Source organism: Sphingomonas beigongshangi (assembly GCF_016820445.1).
Classification (GTDB): domain Bacteria; phylum Pseudomonadota; class Alphaproteobacteria; order Sphingomonadales; family Sphingomonadaceae; genus Sphingomonas; species Sphingomonas beigongshangi.
In genome coordinates this window covers 283,681-303,431 of sequence record NZ_JADHDT010000005.1, presented here as the reverse complement: position 1 = coordinate 303,431, position 19,751 = coordinate 283,681, and the positions used below count along the sequence as shown (strand labels likewise).

Below are 19,751 nucleotides of genomic sequence, written 5' to 3'. Positions count from 1 at the left end.
CGCCGTTCACGGCACCGATACGGTGCCGTCGACGGGTTCGGGATAGCGCGACATCAGCGCCCGCCCCAGCGACCGACCGAGCGCGGCAGGCGCATCGGCCGCACTGCCGTCGACCTGCGCGGTCAGCGCGCTGCCGGTCCATAGCCTGCGCCCGTCGCTGCGCGACACGATGCTGACCGTCATCGTGGTCATGATCAGCGCATGCACGCCCTGCTTACGCGTCGGCAGCGTGACCCGCGCGCTCGCCCCCCAGTTGCCGAGACCGCCGCTGGTGGCGGCCACCGCGGACCCGGGTGCGGTCACCGATCCCTGCTCGTGGCGCTCGAGGGTGACGATCGCGGTATAGCGGCCGACGTCGCGGCCGGGCAGGATCAGGAACTGCCGCTCCGTCAGGGCATCGCCCACGCCCTCCGCCAGCGCCGCCGCGGCGGGCACGGGAAGGCCGCTGTCGGGGGAGACCGCGACGGTGATCGTGCCGGCGCCGCTGGGCGCCACATCGGCCTGGGCCAGAAGCGCCAAAGCCATCCATGCCATCGCACCCGCCATCCGCCTGCCCTTCTGCCCGATCCCTGTCCCCGACGACGGGGGTGCAGCTTAGAGGCGGATCAACACGGCGGCTATCGCCTGACGAGCGTGCTGCGGAAAATCTTGTTCACCAGCCCCGGCAGCCCCGCATAGCTCGCCTTGTGATAGGGCGAGCCCTCCTCGAGCGCGGCGGTGATGCGGCGGTGCGCCTCGCCCAGGGAATGATAGGGCAGCGCGGGAATGAGGTGGTGCAGCGCATGGTAGCGCAGGCCGACCGGCGCCCACAGCGCGGGCAGCAGCGCGGGCGGCGGTACGTTGACCGAATCGAGATACTGGCCGGTGACGCTCATCGCCTCGCCGTCATTCTCCCACAGATGCGCGACCAGCGTGCGCACCTGGTTGACCACGGCGACACCCGAGCCGACCGCCAGCGCGATCAGCACGCCGCGCAGCGAAAACACGCCCGTCGCGGTCAGCACGACGATCGTGATCGCCCACAGGCTCGCCGCCGTCTCGATCCGGTTCCAGAGCAAACGCGCCTCCCCCTCCGGCGCGCGCCGGCGGAATTGCGGGTTGATCGCGAGCGCCGAATAGCGCTCCATGACGATCGTGCGCAGCCGCGGCGACAGCAACGACAGAGGCGACAGGATGGCGTAGCGGATGAGAAGCCCGATCGGCGCGAGCGCGGAGATCAGCACGAACGCGGGCAGCGTCCAGGGCTTCATCAGCGCGAGCGGCAGATATTCGGGATCCTCGACGGTGCCATAGCGCGTGCGCGCATGGTGGAGATTGTGCACCCCCTCGTACATGAAGCTGGGCGTCAGCATCGGCACGCCGACCAGCGCATTCCAGCCCTCGCGGAAGCGCGGCAAGGCGCTGTGCTTCATGTGACTGACTTCGTGGATGAAGCTGAGCGCGCGATAGAGGGCGAACGCAGACACGACCGCGAACAGCACGACCCAGCCCGTCCCCGCGACGGTCACCGCCGCCGCCAGCGCGGCATAACCGATCGCGGCAGAAGCCACCATGTCCGCCCAATAGATGGCCGGGCGCGGCGCGATCAGGTCGCGCGTCAATTCAGCCGCGGTCCGCAGCATCGTCTTGTCGTCGGCGATGCGGATCGTCGTCGCACGCGCTGCCGCCGTCGGGGCGGTGCCGCGCGAAAGGGAGATGCTGCTGTCCATGGCTCGGTCCATTGCCCCCAGATAGTGGCGACAGCATGGCATTTACAGGCGTGGCACGGACCGGATCGGGCGAGTTTTCCAATCACTGATGACGGAATAGTCACTCGTCAAATCGCCGCCCGATGGTAGAGGCTGGAGCGCCGGAGGGAGGACATAGATGGCAAGCGACTTCACGATCAGGCCCGTAACGACGAAGAGGGACCGCAAGGCCTTCGTCGATCTGCCCTTTCGTCTGTACAGGGACGATCCCAATTGGGTGCCGCCGCTGAAGGGCGAGGCGCTCGGCCTGATCACGCCGGAAAAGAACGGCTGGTACAGCCATGCCAAGGCGCAGTTGTTCCTCGCGGAACAGGATGGCCGCGTCGTCGGGCGCATCTCCGCCCATATCGACACGCTCGCGTTGACCATGCCGGCGGTGCAGGGGTTCGGCCCCGGCGTCGGCCAATGGGGGCTGATGGATGCGGAGCATGAGGATATCTTCGTCGCGCTGCTCGCCAAGGCCGAAGCCTGGCTGCGCGAACAGGGCATGACGCGGGCGCTCGGTCCGATCTCCCAGTCGATCTGGGAAGAGCCCGGCCTGCTGGTCCAGGGCTTCGACCATCCGCCGACGATCATGATGGGCCATGCCCGCCCCGAATATCAGGGGTGGATCGAGCGGGCCGGCTATGCCGCGGTCAAGACGCTCTACACCTACGAGCTCGACATCACCCAGGAATTCCCGCCGATCGTCAAGCGGATCATCAAGTCGGGCGAGAACAATCCGCGCATCCGGGTCCGCGAGGTCGACAAGACCAAGTTCGAAGCGGAAGCCGCGATCATCCTGTCGATCCTCAACGATGCCTGGAGCGACAATTGGGGGTTCGTCCCCCTGACCCCGCCGGAGATCAAGGATGTCGGCGTCAAGCTGAAGCCGATCGTGTTCAACGACTTGATCCGCATCGCCGAACTGGACGGCAAGCCGGTCGCGTTCATGATCACCCTGCCCGACCTCAACGAGCCGCTCAAACCCCTGAACGGCAGCCTGCTGCCTTTCGGCTGGGCCAAGCTGCTGCTGTGGCTGCGTAAGCCCAAGGTCCGCACGATGCGCGTGCCGCTGATGGGCGTGGTCAAGGAGCTGCAGGCGTCGCGGCTGGCCAGCCAGCTCGCCTTCATGATGATCGAATATATCCGCCGCGCCTCCGTCGCCCATTATGGCGCGAGCCGCGGCGAGATCGGCTGGATCCTGGAGGACAACCAGGGCATGCGCTCGATCGCCGAGACGATCCAGAGCCGGGTCAACAAGACCTATGTGATCTACGAGAAGGCGCTGTAACGACGCCTGCCCTCACCCTTAGCTGCCTGCGGCAGCTTTTCCCTCTCCCAACGGGAGAGGGAGGGAGGCGCGCAGCGCCGGAAGGGTGAGGACAGCAAGGCCGTTCAGACCGTGAAGCTCTCCCCGCAGCCGCACGCGCCCTTGGCATTGGGATTGTTGAACACGAAGCCGGCGGTGAAATCGTCCTCGACCCAGTCCATCGTCGAGCCGACCAGGTAGAGGATGGACCCGCCGTCGACATAGAGCGTGCCGCCGGGCGTCTCGATCATCTCGTCGAACGGCTTCGCCTCGGTGACGTAATCGACCGAATAGGCGAGCCCCGAACAGCCGCGCCGCGGCGTCGACAGCTTGACGCCCGTCGCGCCCTCCGGCGCGCGCCCCATCAGCTCGGCGATCCGTGCCTCGGCACTCGGGGTGAGGATGAGCGGCGCAGGCCGCTGGCGTAAGGTGGTCATCTCGTCTCTTCTCCCCCCTCCCGCAAGCGGGAGGGGCGTTCTACAGCATCCCCAATTCCAGCTTCGCCTCGTCCGACATCTTCTGCGGGTCCCAAGGCGGATCCCACACGAGATTGACGTCGGCGACGGCGATCCCGGGCACGGAGCCGACGCGCAGCTCGACCTCGCCCGGCATCGATTCCGCCACCGGGCAATGCGGCGTCGTCAGCGTCATCGTCACCGCGGCATGGCCGTCCTCGGTCACCTCGACGCCGTAAATCAGGCCCAGGTCATAGATGTTCACCGGTATTTCCGGATCGTAGATTTCCTTCAGCGCCTCGATCACGCTCTCGTACAAGGCCCCGCCCGGCTCGTGCGTCGCCTCGCCCTGCGGTTTCTGCTGCAGGAATCCGCTGAGATAGTCGCGCTCGCGCGCCTGCCCCTCGGGCGCATCCTCGACGCGCGCGCGGGGCGGCGGCGTCACCGCCTCGACCTCTTCGACCCGGATCATGTCGCTCATCCGAAAATCCTTACCCAAATATCCGCGTCACGCGTTCGATACCGCGCACCAGCGCCTCGATATCCCGTGGCCCGTTGTAGACGCCGAAGCTCGCCCGCGCGGTCGCGTCGACGCCCAGCGTCTCCATCAACGGCTGCGCGCAATGATGGCCGGCGCGGATCGCCACCTGGCCTTCGTCCAATATGGTGCCGACGTCGTGCGGATGCACCCCTTCCACCGCGAAGGAGACGATGCCGGCGGAATCCTCCGGCCCGAACAGCCGCACCGAATTGATCGTCGACAACGCCGCGCGGCAGTCGCGCACCAGCGCGGCCTCATGCGCATGGATGCGATCGAGCCCGATGCCTTCGACATAGTCGATCGCCGCCGCCAGTCCCAGCGCACCGACGATATGAGGCGTGCCCGCCTCGAACCGCCCAGGCGGCGGGGCGTAGGTCGTCTTCGCGAAGGTCACGCGGTCAATCATCGACCCACCACCCTGATAGGGCGGCATCGCGTCGAGCAGGTCGGGCCGCGCCCACAGCACGCCGATCCCGGTCGGGCCATAGAGCTTGTGACCGGAGAAGACGTAAAAGTCGCAACCGGTCGCCGCGACGTCGACCGCCACCCTCGGCACCGCCTGGCATCCGTCGAGCAGGATCTTGGCGCCGACACCATGGGCGAGCTCGACGGCCCGACGGACGTCGAGCACCGAGCCGAGCACGTTGGAGACATGCGCCAGCGCGACCAGCTTGTGCGCCGGCGTCAGCATCGCGGCCATGGCGTCCAGATCGATGCGGTGATCCGGGGTCAGCGGCACGACATCGATGCCGGCACCGACGCGCTCCGCGACCATCTGCCACGGCACGATGTTGCTGTGATGCTCCAGCGCGGACAGCAGGATGCGGTCGCCTGCCTTCAGCTGCGTTCCCGCCCAGCATTGCGCGACGAGGTTGATCGCCTCGGTCGCGCCGCGCACGAACACGATCTCGTCCGCCGAGCCCGCGCCGATGAACCGCGCCACCGTCCGCCGCGCTGCCTCATAGGCGAGCGTCATGTCGGCGGATCGCTGGTACACGCCGCGGTGCACGGTGGCATAGGTCTCGCCGTATGCACGTGCGATCGCGTCGACGACGACCTGCGGCTTCTGTGCGGTCGCCGCGGTATCGAGATAGGCCCAGCCGGACGGGATCGCGGGGAAGTCGGCGAGCGTATCGAGCGGCTGTTCGGTCGTGCTCATGCGAACGCTCCGGGCGCGCGCCGGTGGAGGGTACGTAGCCCTCTCAAATCCTCCCCGGCACGGGGAGGGGGACCGCGACGCGCAGCGGCGTGGTGGAGGGGCAGCCCCGAGCTGTGGCACCGCTTGGCTGCCCCTCCGCCGCCGGCTCCGCCGTCAGTCCCCAGCATCGGGTATGGGAGGATCGGCGTGCCCACCATCACAACGCCCGCTCCAACCAGGCATCCGCATCGGCGACGAACGCCTCGCGCACCCTTTCGTCACCGATCCGGTCGAGCGCATCGGCGACGAAGGCGCGGGTCAGTAGCGCCTGCGCCCGTGCCGGGGGAATGCCGCGGCTCTGCATGTAGAAGAGCGCGCGCGCGTCGAGCTCGCCCACCGTCGCGCCATGCGCGCATTTCACGTCGTCGGCAAAAATCTCCAGCTCCGGCTTCAGGTTGACCGTCGCGGAGCGCTGCAACAGCAGGCCGCGCAGGCTCTGCTCGCCATCGGTCTTCTGCGCATGCCGCGCCACCTCGACCGCCGCCGCGAGGCTGGCGACCGAACGATCCGCCGCGACCGCGCGCCACAATTGGTGGCTCTGCCCATTGGGCGCGGCATGGCGCACGCGCACCGCGCATTCCTGGCGCTGCTCCGCACGGGTCAGCAAGGCGCCGCCGAACTCGGCATAGCCGCCCTCGCCCGCCAGCGTCACGGCGCCGTCGATCCGCGTGCCGGCATCGCCGGCGCCGAGCACCGTCGTGACCAGGCTCGCGCCCTCGCCCAGCGTCGCTTCCTCGCGCAGCGAGGTGAACCCCGCCGCCTGCAGCAGCCGGACCGAGCGCATCAGCCGCGCCGCCTTGCCTAAGGTGATCCGCGCCAGACGGTTGGACCAGCCGGCCCCCACGTAGGTCTCGACCACCTGCACGGCGGCGTCGTCGGCGAGTTCGATCGCGGCGGCGACATGGTTTTCGCGACCGGTCGCGACGTGCACGACCTGCACGGGATCCGCCGCCGCATCGGCGGCGAGGCGCAGCGTCCAGCCGTGCGACGCGCGCCGCCCGAGCGGGTGATCGCCCGCGTCGACCGCGCCCAGCGTCACCGGGCCCAGCGTCACCGGGCCCAGGTCGCTGCGCGCCTCATCCAGCACGCCGTCGACGAACAACAGCTTCGCGCCCGGCAGGTCGAGGAACTCCGCGTCCGGTGCTGCGACCGGGGCGAGCGCCGCCGCCGCCGCGATGCCGCCGAGGTCGGCCCAGCGCCATGCCTCGTCGCGGTTCGACGGCAGGTCGAGCAGCTGCGTCACGCCGCCACCCCCGCATAGCCCTCGCGCTCCAGCGCCAGCGCCAGTTCGGGACCGCCCGAGCGGACGATCCGCCCGTCCGCGAGCACATGGACGCGATCCGGCTGCACGTAATCGAGCAGGCGCTGATAGTGCGTGATCAGCAGCACCGCCTTGTCGGCTTTCCGCATGATCCGGTTGATGCCGTCGCCGACGATCCGCAGCGCGTCGATGTCGAGGCCGCTGTCGGTCTCGTCGAGGATCGCGAACTTGGGGTCGATGATGCCCATCTGCACCATCTCGTTGCGCTTCTTCTCGCCGCCGGAAAAGCCGACGTTGACGGGGCGCTTCAGCATCTCCTGGTCGAGGCCGAGCCCCGCCGCCTGCTCGCGCGCAAGCTTCAGGAATTCGCCGCCCGACAGCGGCTTCTCGCCGCGCCCGACGCGCTGCGCGTTGAGGCTCTCGCGCAGGAACTGGACGTTGCTGACGCCGGGGATCTCGACCGGATATTGGAAGCCCAGGAACACGCCCGCCGCGGCGCGCTCGTGCGGTTCGAGTTCGAGCAGGTCCTGGCCGTCGAACGTGACCGATCCTTGCGTCACCTCATAGCCGGGCCGCCCGCCGAGCACATAGCCGAGGGTGGACTTGCCCGCGCCGTTCGGCCCCATGATCGCATGCACCTCGCCCGCGTTCACCTCGAGGGTCAGGCCCTTGAGGATCGCCTTGCCATCGATCTCGGCGTGCAGGTCTTCAATTTTAAGCATCATCCACCTTGGATTAATTTGCAGCTCGTGCCGCGCGATCGCGACGAATCTTGGCAAGCATCACCATGAAATTCGGTTTGGCCGTCGCATCCATTTGCTTGATGAAGGCGCTTGCCTGCGGCGCGGGCACCTGTGCGTTGATTGCGGCCTTGAACTGTTCGTTCAACTGCACACACCCGCGTGTCGCCTCCGCGAAGATCGTCTCATCGGACGCGTCAGTTTTTGTCATCCGCACGGCATATGTCGCCATGCACCGATCGAGTGCTTGCGCGATGACCTGGGGATTTGCCTGTGGCTCCGGCGCGGCCGCGGATTGCGCAGCCAACGCTATCAAAGCACCAGCGAACATCACCATCACCCCACGCTCCCCTCAAGCGAAATACCCAGCAACTTCTGCGCCTCTACGGCAAACTCCATCGGCAGCTGCTGCAGCACTTCGCGGGCGAAGCCGTTGACGATCAGCGCCACCGCCGCTTCCTGATCGAGCCCGCGCGACATGGCGTAGAACAGCTGATCCTCGCTGATCTTGCTGGTCGTCGCCTCATGCTCGATCTGCGCGCTCGGGTTCTTCACCTCGATGTACGGCACCGTATGCGCGCCGCACTGGTCGCCGAGCAGCAGGCTGTCGCACTGGGTGAAGTTGCGCACGCCCTCCGCCGTCGGCGCCACGCGGACGAGGCCGCGATAGGTGTTGTCGGAGCGACCGGCGCTGATCCCCTTCGACACGATGGTCGAGCGGGTGTTCCGCCCCAGGTGGATCATCTTGGTGCCGGTATCCGCCTGCTGGCGGTTGTTGGTCACCGCGACCGAGTAGAATTCGCCGACCGACCCGTCGCCGGCGAGCACGCAGGACGGATATTTCCAGGTGATCGCGCTGCCGGTTTCGACCTGGGTCCACGACACCTTGCTGTTCCTGCCCTGGCACAGCGCGCGCTTGGTGACGAAATTATAGATGCCGCCCTTGCCGTTCTCGTCGCCCGGATACCAGTTCTGGACGGTCGAATATTTGATCTCGGCATCGTCGAGCGCGACCAGCTCGACCACTGCGGCGTGGAGCTGGTTCTCGTCGCGCATCGGGGCGGTGCAGCCCTCGAGATAGCTGACGTAGGCGCCCTTGTCGGCGACGATCAGCGTGCGTTCGAACTGGCCGGTGTTCTCCGCGTTGATGCGGAAATAGGTACTGAGCTCCATCGGGCAGCGCACGCCCTCCGGAATGTAGACGAAGGTGCCGTCACTGAACACCGCGCTGTTGAGCGTCGCGAAGTAATTGTCGCGCTGCGGCACGACCTTGCCCAGCCACTTCTTGACCAGATCGGGATATTCGCGGATCGCCTCGCTGATCGAGCGGAAGATGACGCCCGCCTCCTCCAGCTCCTTGCGGAAGGTGGTGGCGACGGAGACGCTGTCGAACACCGCGTCCACCGCGACCTTGCGCGCGCCCTCGACGCCGGCGAGCACCTTCTGCTCCTCGATCGGGATGCCGAGCTTTTCATAGGTGCGCCGGATTTCCGGATCGAGCTCGTCGAGCGAGGCGATCGTCGCCTTCGCCTTGGGCTCGGCGTAATAATAGGCGTCCTGGTAATCGATCGGCGGCACGTTGAGCTTGGCCCAGTCCGGCGCCTCCAGCGTCTGCCACAGCCGGAACGCCTTGAGCCGCCGGTCGAGCATCCATTCGGGCTCGTTCTTCTTGGCGCTGATGTAGCGGACGGTGTCCTCGCTCAGCCCCTTGGGCGCGAAGTCCTGCTCGACCTCGGTCGCGAAGCCCCACTCATACTTCTTCGAAACGGCCTCATAGGCCTCGGCATTCTTGGTCGCCATATCACTCATCCGCCCCGGCGAGCGCCGGGGTCCTGCTGGAGGCCGAAACTGATGGGGCGCCGCACAGCGACGCCAGCGAGACGTTCGCGAGCGCGCCGCGCACCGCGGCATTCACCACGCCCCAATGCGGCTTGACGTGGCATTGGTGGTCGATCGCGCAATCCAGCGCCGCGCCGTCGACGCAGCTGGTCATCTGGATCGGCCCCTCCACCGCCTCGACGATGTCGGCAAGGCTGATCGCGCTCGCCGGCCGCGCCAGCGCGACGCCGCCGCCGGTACCACGCGCGCTGTCGAGCAGGCCGGCCGCCGACAGGCGGCTGACCAGCTTCTGCGCGGTCGGCAGCGGCACGCCCGTCTCCTCCGCCAGGCGCGTGGCGTTGAGCCGCCCCGCATCCGCGAGGCGTGCCGCGGCGGTCATCATCACGACCGCATAATCGGCGAGGCTGGAGAGCCGCATGGTTCCTTTCCACTTGCGAACGCTTCGCAAATCGGACGAAATCGTTCCGATTGGGCAGATAGGCCTTCGCGGGCGGACGTCAACCGCGGAAAAGCCGATCAGCGTCAGTGGATTTCCCGCCGCCCCTTGAACCCGCCCCCCGCGCGATGCGAAGGCGGCGGGCATGACCTATGCCGCGCGCCCGTTGCTGTTCACCCTCGATCCCGAGACCGCGCATACGCTGACGATCCGCGCGCTCAGGCTGCGTGGCGCGGTGCCAGGCGGCACCGGGGCGGACACCCGCCCCCGCCTCGCCACCACGGTCGCGGGGCTCGCCTTCGCCAATCCGGTCGGGCTCGCCGCCGGGCTCGACAAGAACGGCGAGGCGATCGACGGCCTGTTCGCGCTGGGCTTCGGCAGCGTCGAGATCGGCACGCTCACCCCCCTGCCCCAGCCGGGCAACCCGCGCCCGCGCCTGTTCCGCCTCGCCGCGGACCGCGCGGTGATCAACCGCATGGGCTTCAACAATCACGGCCTCGCCGCCGGGCTCGCACATGCCCGCGCCGCGAAGCGAAAGGGCAAGGGCCTGCTCGGCATCAACGTGGGCGCCAACAAGGACGCAAGCGACCGCGTCGCCGACTATGTCGCGGGCGTCACCGCCGCCGCACCGCTCGCGGATTATGTCACGATCAACATCTCCAGCCCGAACACGCCCGGGCTGCGCGACCTGCAGCACGGCGCCGCGCTGGCGGAGCTGCTCGCCGCCTGCGCCGAGGCGCGCGGCGCGACCCCGCTCTTCCTAAAGGTCGCGCCCGATCTCGACCCCACCGGAATCGACGGCGTCGCGCGCGCGGCGATCGACCATCGCATCGACGCGATCATCATCGGCAACACGACGATCAGCCGCCCGCCGCTCGCATCCCGCGATGGCGGAGAAACGGGCGGCCTTTCCGGCGCGCCGCTCGCCCCGCTCGCCCGCCAGCGGCTCGCCGACTTCCGCCGCGCGACCGGCGCCGCGCTGCCGCTGATCGCGGCCGGCGGCATCGACAGCGGCGCGGAGGCCTATGCCCGCATCCGCGCGGGCGCCAGCCTGGTGCAGGTGTACAGCGCCCTCGTCTACGAAGGGCCGGGGCTGCCCGCACGCATGCTACGCGACCTCGACGCACTGCTCGCCCGGGACGGCTTCGCCAGCGTGACGGCTGCGGTTGGCACGGGAGTCTGAACAAGCCCAGCCGTCATGCCCGCGCAGGCGGGCATCCAGACGCGCGGGTCCCGCGGATCATGAGCCACGGCGTACCTGGATCCCCGCCTTCGCGGGGATGACGGTCGAGGGTGACGGCGACGGCGGCTGACGGACACAGCGCCTTCGACCCTTGCCCTCCCCCGTCATGCCGCTACGATTCATGCCGATGAAGACGTTCCTGACCGTGCTCGCCGCCTCCGCCGCGCTGCTCCCGGCCCCCATCCCCGCCAAGCCCGCCCCCGCGAAGACCGCCGCCACCGCCCAGGGCATGGTCAGCGCCGCCGATCCGCGCGCCGCCGCCGCGGGAGCGGAGATTCTGAAAGCGGGCGGCACCGCCACCGACGCGGCGATCGCGACGATGCTCGCGCTCGGCGTCGTCGAACCGCAAAGTTCGGGCCTCGGCGGGGGCAGCTATTGGGTACGCCACGCCGCGCGCACCGGCCGGATCGACGCGATCGACGCGCGGGAGACCGCACCCGCCGCCGCCGGCCCCACCTGGTTCTATGCCGCCGACGGCACGCCGCTCAGCCATGCAGATGCCGTGCCGGGTGGCCGCAGCGTCGGCGTACCCGGCGCGATCCGCGGCATGGCGCTGGCCCATCGCAGCGGCGGCAAGCTGCCTTGGGCAAAGCTGTTCGAACCCGCGATCCGCCTCGCCCGCGACGGCTTCCGGGCCAGCCCCCGCTACGTCAATGCCGTGGCCTCTTATGGCGCGCACCTGACGCCGGAAAGCCGCGCGCTGGTCACCCGGCCGGACGGCAGCGCCTATGCCGTTGGCGATCTCGTCAGGAATCCCGCCCAGGCCGCGCTGCTCCAGCGCCTGGCGGCACGCGGCCCGGACAGTTTCTACGTCGGACCGGAAGCGCAGAAGCTCGTCGCCACCGTCAACGGCGCGGCGCGCAATCCGTCGAAGATGACGACGGGCGACCTTGCCAGCTACGATGCAAAGCCGCGCACGCCCGTCTGCATCGCCTATCGCGCGAACCGCGTGTGCAGCATGGCGCCCTCGTCCTCCGGCGGCCTCACCGTGCTGATGATCCTGAAGCAGCTCGAGCGCTTCGACATGACCGGGCTGGGGAAGGACAATCCGACCGCCTGGCATCTGTTCGCCGAAAGCAGCCGCCTCGCCTATGCCGACCGCAACATGTACGTCGGCGACCCGGACTTCGTGAAGGTGCCCGTCGCCGGTCTGCTGGACGCCGCCTATCTGCGCAGCCGTTCCATGCTGATCTCGCCCACCGCGACCATGCCGAGCGTTTCCGCCGGAACGCCGCCCGGCGCGCCGCCGCGGATCGAGGCGCCGGTCAGCGAGGTCGCGGGTACCACCGACCTCGCCGTCGCCGATCGCGCCGGCAACGTCGTCGAGGTGACGACGACCGTCGAGGGACCGTGGGGCAGCGGCCTCGCGCTCGACGGCGCCGTCCTCAACAACCAGCTGACCGACTTCGACATCGTTCCCGTCGCCAAGGGCGCGGACGGTACCGGCTATCTCGTCGCCAACCGCGTCGAGGGTGGCAAGCGCCCGCGTTCGTCGATGGCCCCGACGATCGTCTATGGCCCCGACGGCAAGGTGCGGCTCGCGGTCGGCGCGGCCGGCGGCTCGACCATCATCGCACAGGTCGCCAAGGCGATCGTCGGCGTCGTCGACTGGCACCTCCCCGCGCAGGATGCGATCGGCCTCGGGCTCGTCTATGCGCCCGGCCCGGTCGCGACGCTGGAGGCGGACACCGCAGTCGCCGCGATGCAGCCGGCGCTCGCCGCGCTGGGCGAGCGTACGGAGATCGCGCCGCTGGGGCTCAAGGCGAATGCCATCGAGTGGAAGGGCGGCCGCTGGGTCGGCGCGGCCGATCCGCGCAGCGAGGGCGTCGCGATCGCGGAGGACGGCACCGTCACGCGCCCGGCGAGGATCGGCGCCGCAGCCAACCGCCCGTCCGAATAGTTATCCGCCACAGGCGGCCGCCATGCAGCGCCGCCCGGCGTCAGGAGAGCCATGATGCGCAAGCTGGAATATTTCCCCAATCTCGTCGCGATGTTCTTCGCGCGCGCGCGCGAGAAGGGCGACGCCCCGTTCCTCTGGGCGAAACAGCGCGGCAGCTGGGTTTCGACCAGCTGGTCCGACGCGGCGGAACAGGTCGCCAGCCTCGCCGCCGGGCTCAAGGCGATCGGCCTCAAACCGGGCGACCGCGTCATGCTGGTCAGCGAGAACCGGCCCGAATGGTGTATCAGCGACCTCGCGATCATGGCGGCGGGCTGCGTCACCGTGCCGACCTACATCACCAACACCGAACGCGATCACGCCCATATCATTGCCGATTCGGGCGCCTGCGCGATCATCGTCTCGACCGACAAGCTCGCCAAGACGCTGTTGCCCGCCGTGCTGCGATCCAACCAGGGGCAGATCGTCATCGGCATCGACGAGATGCGCGCGCCGTCCGCCAGCATCGATTTCCACGACTGGCGCAAGCTGATCGCCGATCATCCGACCAGCGCGGATCGTGCCGCGGGCCAGGCGACGTTCGCGCGCGACGACCTTGCCTGCATCATCTACACCAGCGGCACCGGCGGCGCCCCGCGCGGCGTCATGCAGCACCACGGCGCGATCCTGCACAACGTCAACGGCTGCTGCACCGTCATCTCCGAGGATTTCGGCTGGGACGACGAGGTGTTCCTGTCGTTCCTGCCGCTCAGCCACGCCTATGAGCATACCGGCGGCCAGCATTTCCCGATCGGGCTCGGCGCGCAGATCTATTATGCGGAGGGGCTCGACAAGCTGGCGAGCAACATCGAGGAGGTGCGACCGACGATCATGGTCGTCGTGCCCCGCCTGTTCGAGGTGCTCCGCACCCGGATCAGCAAGGCGATCGAGAAACAGGGCGGCCTGGGCCAGAAGCTGCTCGGTCAGGCGCTGGCGATCGGCGCGCGGCAGTATGAGGGCAGGCTGCGCCTGATCGACCGGCCGACGCAGCTCGCGGTCAACACGCTGTTCAAGCCGAAGATCGCGAAGAAGTTCGGCGGCCGGCTGAAGGCGATGGTGTCGGGCGGTGCGCCGCTCAACCCGGAGATCGGCATCTTCTTCCAGAGCCTCGGCCTCACCTTCCTGCAGGGCTATGGCCAGACGGAGGCGGCGCCGGTCATCTCGTGCAACCGGCCCTCCGCCGGCTTGCGGATGGAGACGGTCGGGCCGCCGCTGGTCGAGACCGAAGTGCGGATCGCCGAGGATGGCGAGATCCTGGTGCGGGGCGAACTCGTCATGCACGGCTATTGGCGCAACGAGGCGGAGACCGCCCGCGTGCTGAAGGACGGCTGGCTGCACACCGGCGACATCGGCGAATTCGACGCGGGCGGCCGCATCAAGATCACCGACCGCAAGAAGGACCTGATCATCAACGACAAGGGCGACAATGTCGCGCCGCAGAAGATCGAGGGCATGCTGACGCTGCAGCCGGAGATCGTGCAGGCAATGATCTACGGTGATCGCAAACCCTATATGGTCGCGCTGATCGTGCCCGATCCCGAATGGACGCAGGAATGGTGCGCCGCCAACGGCGATGCCTGCAACTTCAAGCGCCTGCACGAGAACAGCGAGTATCGCACGGCGATTGGCCACGCCATCGAGCGGGTGAACAAGGATCTGTCCGTCACCGAGCGTGTCCGCCGCTTCATCCTCGCCGACGAAGGCTTCACCATCGAGAACGAGCAGCTTACACCCAGCCTGAAGATCCGCCGGCACGTCATCCGCCACACCTATGGGGATCGGCTCGACGCGCTGTATCGCGGCTGAGGTGCGATCCGGCGAGGCTGGATCGGGGCGGTGCCGACCCGGCGCGACAATGTCCGGGTGAATGCCGGGTCGGCACGGCGGCCGACCGGCATTGGCACCGAACCGGCGGCCAATGCAGCGACGGGTTTCATGAGGACAAGGCTGCAAGCCCCTGCGCTGCATGGAAAAATAAAATCATATCGGGCAAAAATAGACCCATAATTTAAGCAGACCTTAGTCCCGCTGCGGCCAGAGCACGACCATGGCGCGTGCTTCCTCCCTTGGCCCTGTTTCGACGTTTCGCCGTCTGCGCGTGACGGTGCGCGCGCTGGGTGGTGATCGGCGCGGCGTGTCGGTGATCGAATTCGCGATGATCGCCGGTCCGCTGATCGCGCTGATCCTCGCGAGCCTGCAGACCAGCCTCATCTACTTCGCGCAGCAGGGGCTCGAGACGGCGGTCGAGGCCGCCGCGCGCACGGTCGTGACCGGCAAGGCGCAGGCGAGCGACGCACAGGCGACCGGCATGACGCAGCAACAGCTCGCCGAGCGCTTCCGCCAGGCGGCCTGCGCGCGCATTCCGCGCTTCCTCAAATGCCCGAACCTGTATGTCGAGGTGACGAGCGCGTCGAACTGGAGCGGCATGTCGACCGACGTGCCGACCCTGACGTTCGATTCGAGCGGCAACGTCTCCAACGTCTTCCGCTACGATCTCGGCAGCCAGGGATCGGTCGTGATGGTGCGGCTGATGTACCTTTGGCCGATCCAGACCGGTCCGCTCGGCCTCAATTTCAGCAACCTCGCCGGGGGGCGGCAGGGGCGGCTGCTCGTCGCGACGTCGGTCGCGAAGACGGAAAACTTCTGATGCCGATGCGGTTCTCTCGACGTCCCGCGCGGCTGCGTCGCGATCGACGCGGGACGGTGCTGGTCGAATTCGCGGTCATCCTGCCGGTCGTTCTGGTCCTGTGGCTGGGCAGCCTGCAGGTGGAGGACGCGATCGCCTGCAACCGAAAGGTGACGATTGCGACGCGCGCGATCGCCGACCTCGTCGCGCAGAACGTCAGCGGGACGGTCGCGGCCAGCGACCTCGACAGCAACCTGGCCGCCTCGACGCAGGTGCTGGCGCCCTATGCGGCCGGCGCGGCGGGCATCCGCATCACCGAGGTCTCGACCGACAACAACTATCGCACGACGGTGCAGTGGAGCCGCGGCTACAATGTCGCGGCCGCGGTGCCGGGACAGGTCGTCACCATCCCGGCCGCGATGCGCGTGCCCGGCGCCTATTTCCTCTTCGCCGAGGTCACCTACGCCTACCGGCCGCCGATGAACTTCGGCTTCGTCGGCCCGCTGAAGCTGGGCGATTCGCTCTACATGCTGCCGCGCAATTCCAACAAGATCGACTGTACGGGATGCTGACCCGCATGACCTTCCTGCGCCCGCTTTTCGCACGCCTGCGCGCCGACCGCCGGGGCGCGGCGTTCATGATCTTCGCCTTCGCGCTGGTCCCGCTGTCCTTCGCGGTCGGCATGGGCATCGACTATGCGCGCGCGATGAAGGCGCAGACGAAGCTCAATGCGATCGCCGATGCCGCGGCGCTGTCGGCGGTCAGCAAGCCCGTGATGCCGCTGAACGACGCGACCGCCGCCTATGTCGCCACGACGATGTTCAACACCCAGGCCGCGCCCCTGCTGACCGCGAGCCAGATCCAGATCACCTCGCTGAGCGCGTCCGCGCCGACCGATGCCAACGGCCGGCGGACCGCGACGGTGACCTATACCGCGACGTCGCACAACCTCTTCTCGCGGCTGCTCGGCATGGGCGTGCTGCGGATCGGCGGCACCTCGCAGACGACGAACGCCACCGCGCCGAACATCGATTTCTACATGCTCCTCGACGTCTCCGGCTCGATGGCGCTGCCGACGACGACGGCCGGGCTGGCGCAGATCGCGGCGAGCAATTCGAGCCAATGCCAGTTCGCCTGTCATTCGGTGAACGACATCAAGGGCACGGATGCCAACGGCAACCAGACCGACCTCTACGGCGTCGCCAAATCCTATGGCCTGACGCTGCGCATCGACGACGAGGGCGCGGCGGTTTCAAAGCTGGTCTCGGACGCGGTCAGCACGTCCAGCAAGAACGGCGCGACCTATCGCATGGGAATCGCGAGCTTCCGCGGCGACGGCGGTTTCCAGAAGCTGTACGATATCGCCGATTCGCGCGGCCTGCAGGGCGCCTCGACTGTCACCACAAACCTGACGCCGTCGCTCTACTGGTCCAACGGCTGCCCGACCCAGGCATGCGCGAAGACCGACGTGGGATGGAACGACCAGGACACCGGGAGCAGCGACGCGTTCAACAACATCAACACGGTGATCCCGACGCCGGGCAGCGGCCTGAACGGCGCGCCGGCGCAGGCGACGATGTTCGTCATCACCGACGGCATGCGCGACGAGCAACGTCCCGGCGGCCGTCCCGAAATCGCCTTCGACACGACCAAGTGCGACATGATCAAGGCGCGCGGCATCCGCATCGCGGTCCTCTACACCGAATATCTGCCGGAATCGCTCGCCAACAATCCCTGGTCGCAGGCGAACGTCGCCCCCTATCTCTACCAGGTCGAACCCGCGCTCAAGGCGTGCGCATCGCCCGGCCTCTATACCAAGGTGACGACCAACCAGGACATCTACACGGCGCTCGACGCGCTGTTCCAGAATGCGGTGGCGACGGCCCGTATCTCGGGCTGATCGCCGGGCCGGACGCTAGAGCGCGCGGCGATAGGTGTGCGCGTCGAACGTCTCGCCGTTGCGCCCGCGATAATAGCCGCGGCGTTCGCCCACCTTGGCGAAGCCGTTCTGCTCGTACAGCCGCACGGCTTCGTTGCCGGCGCGCACCTCGAGATGCAGGTCCGCAATTCCCGCCCCGCCCGCCTCGGCGATGACCGCGCGCAGCAACGCCCCCGCCACGCCGCGGCGGCGATAGGGCGGCGCAACCGCCAGCAGCAGCAGTTCGGCCTCGTCCGCCACGGTACGGACCAGCGCGAATCCGGCGGGCACGTCGTCGATCTGTGCGATGGTCAGCCGCACGCCGGGCATCGCCATCACGCCGAGGCACTGACTGCGCGTCCACGCCTCTCCGAACCGCGGATCGAACGCCGCCGTCATCAGCGCGTCGACCGTCGCGACGTCGCGCGTGTCGCCCGTGCGCAACGTCACCGTTCGCGTCGCCATCACGCGGCGACCGGCGGCGTGATCCCGCCGGGCAGTTTGGCATCGGGCGCGCGGCCGTAGAGGGGCTTGGCCGGCAGCGCGACAAGGTCCGGCGGCAACAGGATCGCGTCCGCGGCACGCGGCAGCGCGGGCCGTCCGGTCACCGACGGATCGACCCGCTGCAGCCACGCCAGGCCGTTGCCGACGATCGCCCGGTTGCCGATCCGATCGATCGCGGCCTGCGGCGACAGCGAAGCCAGTGCGTCGAGCGCCCCCTCGCCGCGCGCGAACGGCTGCATGAAGACTTCGCCATGCCCCCCCTCGAGCACGACCGCCACCTGATCCTCTTCGCCATCGGCAAAGGCGCGCTGGGCGATGAGCGCGAGGCTGGAATATCCCACGACCGCCGCGCCCCAGCCGAGTGCCAGCCCACGGGCGGCGGCGATACCGACGCGCACGCCGGTGAAGCTGCCCGGTCCGACGTCGACGGCGATCCGTGCCGCGCGGCCGCCATCGGGCAGGTCCGCAATCATCGGCACCAGCCTTTCGGCATGACCACGACCGACTTCGGCATGCTCCGCCGCGATCACCTGCCCGTCGGCGATCAGTGCGACCGAACAGGCGGCGGTCGCGGTATCGATCACGAGCGTGCGGAAGGTGGCGTCCATCGCGTCCCGCTTTGTCGCAGGCATTCGATCACGACAAGTCCCCGCGACGTTCGGCGTCGACGTCACGCGATGCGGTTGAACTTCGCAAATTCGGGGCGCGGCGAGCGCGGATGGACGGACGCGGGGTCCCCATAGCCGAGCGTCGCGATGAAGTTCGTGCGCACCCCGGGCTGGTCGGCGAAGAACACCTTGTCGACCGCGCCCTGATCGAAGCCCGACATCGGCCCGGTATCGAGTCCCAGCGCGCGCGCGGCGATGATCAGATAGGCACCCTGCAGCGACGAGTTGCGGAAGGCCGACGCCTCGCGCAACTCGGTGTTGCCGTCGAACCAGGATTTGGCGTCGACGTGCGGAAACAGCTCCGGCAGATGCTCGTGGAATTCGACATCCATCGCCACGATCGCGGTGACCGGCGCCTGCAGGATTTTGGAGCGGTTGCCCTCGGACGCACAGGCCGCGAGCTTTGCCTTGGCCTCGTCGCTGACGCACCAGACCAGGCGCGCGGGCAACTGGTTCGCGGAGGTCGGGCCCCATTTCATCAGGTCCCAGATCGCGTGCAGCTGCGCCTCGCTGACCGGCTTGTCCAGATAGCCGTTGTAGCTGCGCGCCGTCCGGAAGATCGTGTCGAGCGCGGTATCGGACAGGATCTCGGACATCAGACGGCCCTCACTTCGGTGACTTCGGGGACATAATATTTGAGCAACTGCTCGATGCCGTTCTTCAGCGTCGCGGTCGACGACGGGCAGCCGGCACACGCACCGTGCATGCGCAGGAAAACCTTGCCCTTGTCGAACCCGCGATAGACGATGTCCCCGCCGTCGTTCGCCACCGCCGGGCGCACGCGCGTGTCGATCAACTCACGGATCTGCGCGACGATGTCGGCATCGGCGGGATCGTCGGCGATCTCCTCTTCCGCCGCCGGCACGCTGAAGCCCGCGCGGGCCTCGCGGAACAGCGGCATGTTGGCGGAGAAATGGTCCAGCAGGATGGCGAGCACGTCGGGCTTCAGACCGGTCCAGTCGACGCCCGGCGCCGCGGTGACCGACACGAAGTCGCGCCCCAGGAACACGCCGGTGACGTCGCCGAGCGCGAACAGCGCCTCCGCCAGGGGGCTTGCCTCCGCTTCCTCGGGGGTGGCGAAGTCGCGCGTGCCGGTGTCCATCACGGTCCGGCCGGGCAGGAACTTGAGCGTCGCCGGGTTCGGCGTGGCTTCGGTCTCGATCAGCATGCGCGCCATGTGGCGCGGCGCGGCCGGTGGATCAAGCGGCCAGCGGGAAAGGCTTTGTTTCGTGTCTTCAAAGGATACCGCATCGGCCGCGCCCATAGACCTGCGCCGCGCGCGCGTGGCCGGCAACGGGCGCGATCGCGCCAGCGTTTTGATCCACGTACGGGGAAGCGGTACCGAGC

Annotated in this window: 21 protein-coding genes; 7 read left to right on the top strand and 14 right to left on the bottom strand. The window is 68.3% G+C overall.

Going from position 1 to position 19,751, the window contains the following annotated elements:
- Positions 1-6: 6 nt before the first annotated feature.
- Together IQ292_RS11165 and IQ292_RS11160 are read right to left on the bottom strand one after the other, a co-directional pair.
- Positions 7-534 (bottom strand): hypothetical protein, encoded by a 528-nt coding sequence (locus tag IQ292_RS11165; protein WP_203310378.1) that lies wholly within the window; start codon positions 532-534, stop codon positions 7-9.
- An 83-nt stretch (positions 535-617) separates the two neighbouring features.
- Positions 618-1,709: a fatty acid desaturase family protein gene (locus tag IQ292_RS11160; RefSeq protein WP_203310377.1), complete on the bottom strand. Its 1,092-nt coding sequence runs from the start codon at positions 1,707-1,709 to the stop codon at positions 618-620.
- Between the two features lie 157 nt (positions 1,710-1,866).
- On the opposite strand from IQ292_RS11160, the gene IQ292_RS11155 reads away from it, so the two are divergent.
- Positions 1,867-3,021 carry an N-acetyltransferase gene (locus tag IQ292_RS11155; protein WP_203310376.1) on the top strand — a complete coding sequence of 385 codons (1,155 nt, stop codon included), beginning with the start codon at positions 1,867-1,869 and terminating at the stop codon, positions 3,019-3,021.
- Positions 3,022-3,125: 104 nt separating this feature from the next.
- Here the strand turns inward: IQ292_RS11155 and IQ292_RS11150 are convergent, their stop codons facing one another.
- The 8 genes from IQ292_RS11150 to IQ292_RS11115 form a co-directional block, all read right to left on the bottom strand.
- Entirely contained in the window at positions 3,126-3,476 is a 351-nt protein-coding gene (locus IQ292_RS11150) for a HesB/IscA family protein (protein WP_203310375.1), read from the bottom strand.
- Between the two features lie 40 nt (positions 3,477-3,516).
- Entirely contained in the window at positions 3,517-3,975 is a 459-nt protein-coding gene (locus IQ292_RS11145; RefSeq protein ID WP_203310374.1) for an SUF system Fe-S cluster assembly protein, read from the bottom strand.
- Positions 3,976-3,985: 10 nt separating this feature from the next.
- Complete coding sequence (locus IQ292_RS11140; protein WP_203310373.1) at positions 3,986-5,194, bottom strand: cysteine desulfurase; 1,209 nt, start codon at positions 5,192-5,194, stop codon at positions 3,986-3,988.
- 196 nt (positions 5,195-5,390) lie between these two features.
- Entirely contained in the window at positions 5,391-6,476 is a 1,086-nt protein-coding gene (locus IQ292_RS11135) for a SufD family Fe-S cluster assembly protein (protein ID WP_203310372.1), read from the bottom strand.
- The gene (gene sufC / locus IQ292_RS11130; protein WP_203310450.1) at positions 6,473-7,216 is read right to left on the bottom strand and encodes a Fe-S cluster assembly ATPase SufC; all 744 of its coding nucleotides are present in this window, start codon (positions 7,214-7,216) and stop codon (positions 6,473-6,475) included. The genes IQ292_RS11135 and sufC overlap by 4 nt, the downstream gene beginning before the upstream one ends.
- A gap of 13 nt (positions 7,217-7,229) precedes the next feature.
- Complete coding sequence (locus tag IQ292_RS11125; protein WP_203310371.1) at positions 7,230-7,571, bottom strand: hypothetical protein; 342 nt, start codon at positions 7,569-7,571, stop codon at positions 7,230-7,232.
- Complete coding sequence (sufB, locus tag IQ292_RS11120) at positions 7,571-9,034, bottom strand: Fe-S cluster assembly protein SufB (RefSeq protein WP_420853685.1); 1,464 nt, start codon at positions 9,032-9,034, stop codon at positions 7,571-7,573. The genes IQ292_RS11125 and sufB overlap by 1 nt, the downstream gene beginning before the upstream one ends.
- A gap of 1 nt (position 9,035) precedes the next feature.
- Positions 9,036-9,491, bottom strand: coding sequence for an SUF system Fe-S cluster assembly regulator (locus IQ292_RS11115; protein ID WP_203310369.1), 456 nt, complete (start codon positions 9,489-9,491; stop codon positions 9,036-9,038).
- Positions 9,492-9,654: 163 nt separating this feature from the next.
- Here IQ292_RS11115 and IQ292_RS11110 point away from each other — a divergent pair, with 163 nt between their 5' ends.
- From IQ292_RS11110 to IQ292_RS11085, 6 genes are all read left to right on the top strand, one after another.
- Entirely contained in the window at positions 9,655-10,692 is a 1,038-nt protein-coding gene (locus IQ292_RS11110) for a quinone-dependent dihydroorotate dehydrogenase (protein WP_203310368.1), read from the top strand.
- Positions 10,693-10,879: 187 nt separating this feature from the next.
- Positions 10,880-12,652 (top strand): gamma-glutamyltransferase, encoded by a 1,773-nt coding sequence (gene ggt, locus IQ292_RS11105; protein WP_420853684.1) that lies wholly within the window; start codon positions 10,880-10,882, stop codon positions 12,650-12,652.
- Positions 12,653-12,706: 54 nt separating this feature from the next.
- Entirely contained in the window at positions 12,707-14,494 is a 1,788-nt protein-coding gene (locus tag IQ292_RS11100) for an AMP-dependent synthetase/ligase (protein ID WP_203310448.1), read from the top strand.
- 241 nt (positions 14,495-14,735) lie between these two features.
- Positions 14,736-15,335: a TadE/TadG family type IV pilus assembly protein gene (locus IQ292_RS11095; protein WP_203310367.1), complete on the top strand. Its 600-nt coding sequence runs from the start codon at positions 14,736-14,738 to the stop codon at positions 15,333-15,335.
- Positions 15,335-15,886 carry a TadE/TadG family type IV pilus assembly protein gene (locus tag IQ292_RS11090; RefSeq protein ID WP_203310366.1) on the top strand — a complete coding sequence of 184 codons (552 nt, stop codon included), beginning with the start codon at positions 15,335-15,337 and terminating at the stop codon, positions 15,884-15,886. Before IQ292_RS11095 ends, IQ292_RS11090 begins: the two co-directional genes overlap by 1 nt.
- A gap of 5 nt (positions 15,887-15,891) precedes the next feature.
- Positions 15,892-17,214, top strand: coding sequence for a TadE/TadG family type IV pilus assembly protein (locus tag IQ292_RS11085; RefSeq protein WP_203310365.1), 1,323 nt, complete (start codon positions 15,892-15,894; stop codon positions 17,212-17,214).
- Between the two features lie 15 nt (positions 17,215-17,229).
- On the opposite strand, the gene IQ292_RS11080 is transcribed toward IQ292_RS11085, so the two are convergent.
- The 4 genes from IQ292_RS11080 to IQ292_RS11065 all read right to left on the bottom strand — a co-directional run bounded on the left by IQ292_RS11080 (position 17,230) and on the right by IQ292_RS11065 (position 19,572).
- Positions 17,230-17,697 carry a GNAT family N-acetyltransferase gene (locus IQ292_RS11080; RefSeq protein ID WP_203310364.1) on the bottom strand — a complete coding sequence of 156 codons (468 nt, stop codon included), beginning with the start codon at positions 17,695-17,697 and terminating at the stop codon, positions 17,230-17,232.
- Complete coding sequence (gene tsaB, locus IQ292_RS11075; protein WP_203310363.1) at positions 17,697-18,344, bottom strand: tRNA (adenosine(37)-N6)-threonylcarbamoyltransferase complex dimerization subunit type 1 TsaB; 648 nt, start codon at positions 18,342-18,344, stop codon at positions 17,697-17,699. The genes IQ292_RS11080 and tsaB overlap by 1 nt, the downstream gene beginning before the upstream one ends.
- A 62-nt stretch (positions 18,345-18,406) precedes the next feature.
- Positions 18,407-19,000, bottom strand: a complete 594-nt coding sequence (locus IQ292_RS11070) for a malonic semialdehyde reductase (protein ID WP_203310362.1) — start codon at positions 18,998-19,000, stop codon at positions 18,407-18,409.
- On the bottom strand, positions 19,000-19,572 hold the full coding sequence (locus tag IQ292_RS11065; RefSeq protein WP_203310447.1) for a NifU family protein: 573 nt from the start codon (positions 19,570-19,572) through the stop codon (positions 19,000-19,002). Before IQ292_RS11065 ends, IQ292_RS11070 begins: the two co-directional genes overlap by 1 nt.
- Positions 19,573-19,751: the final 179 nt, after the last annotated feature.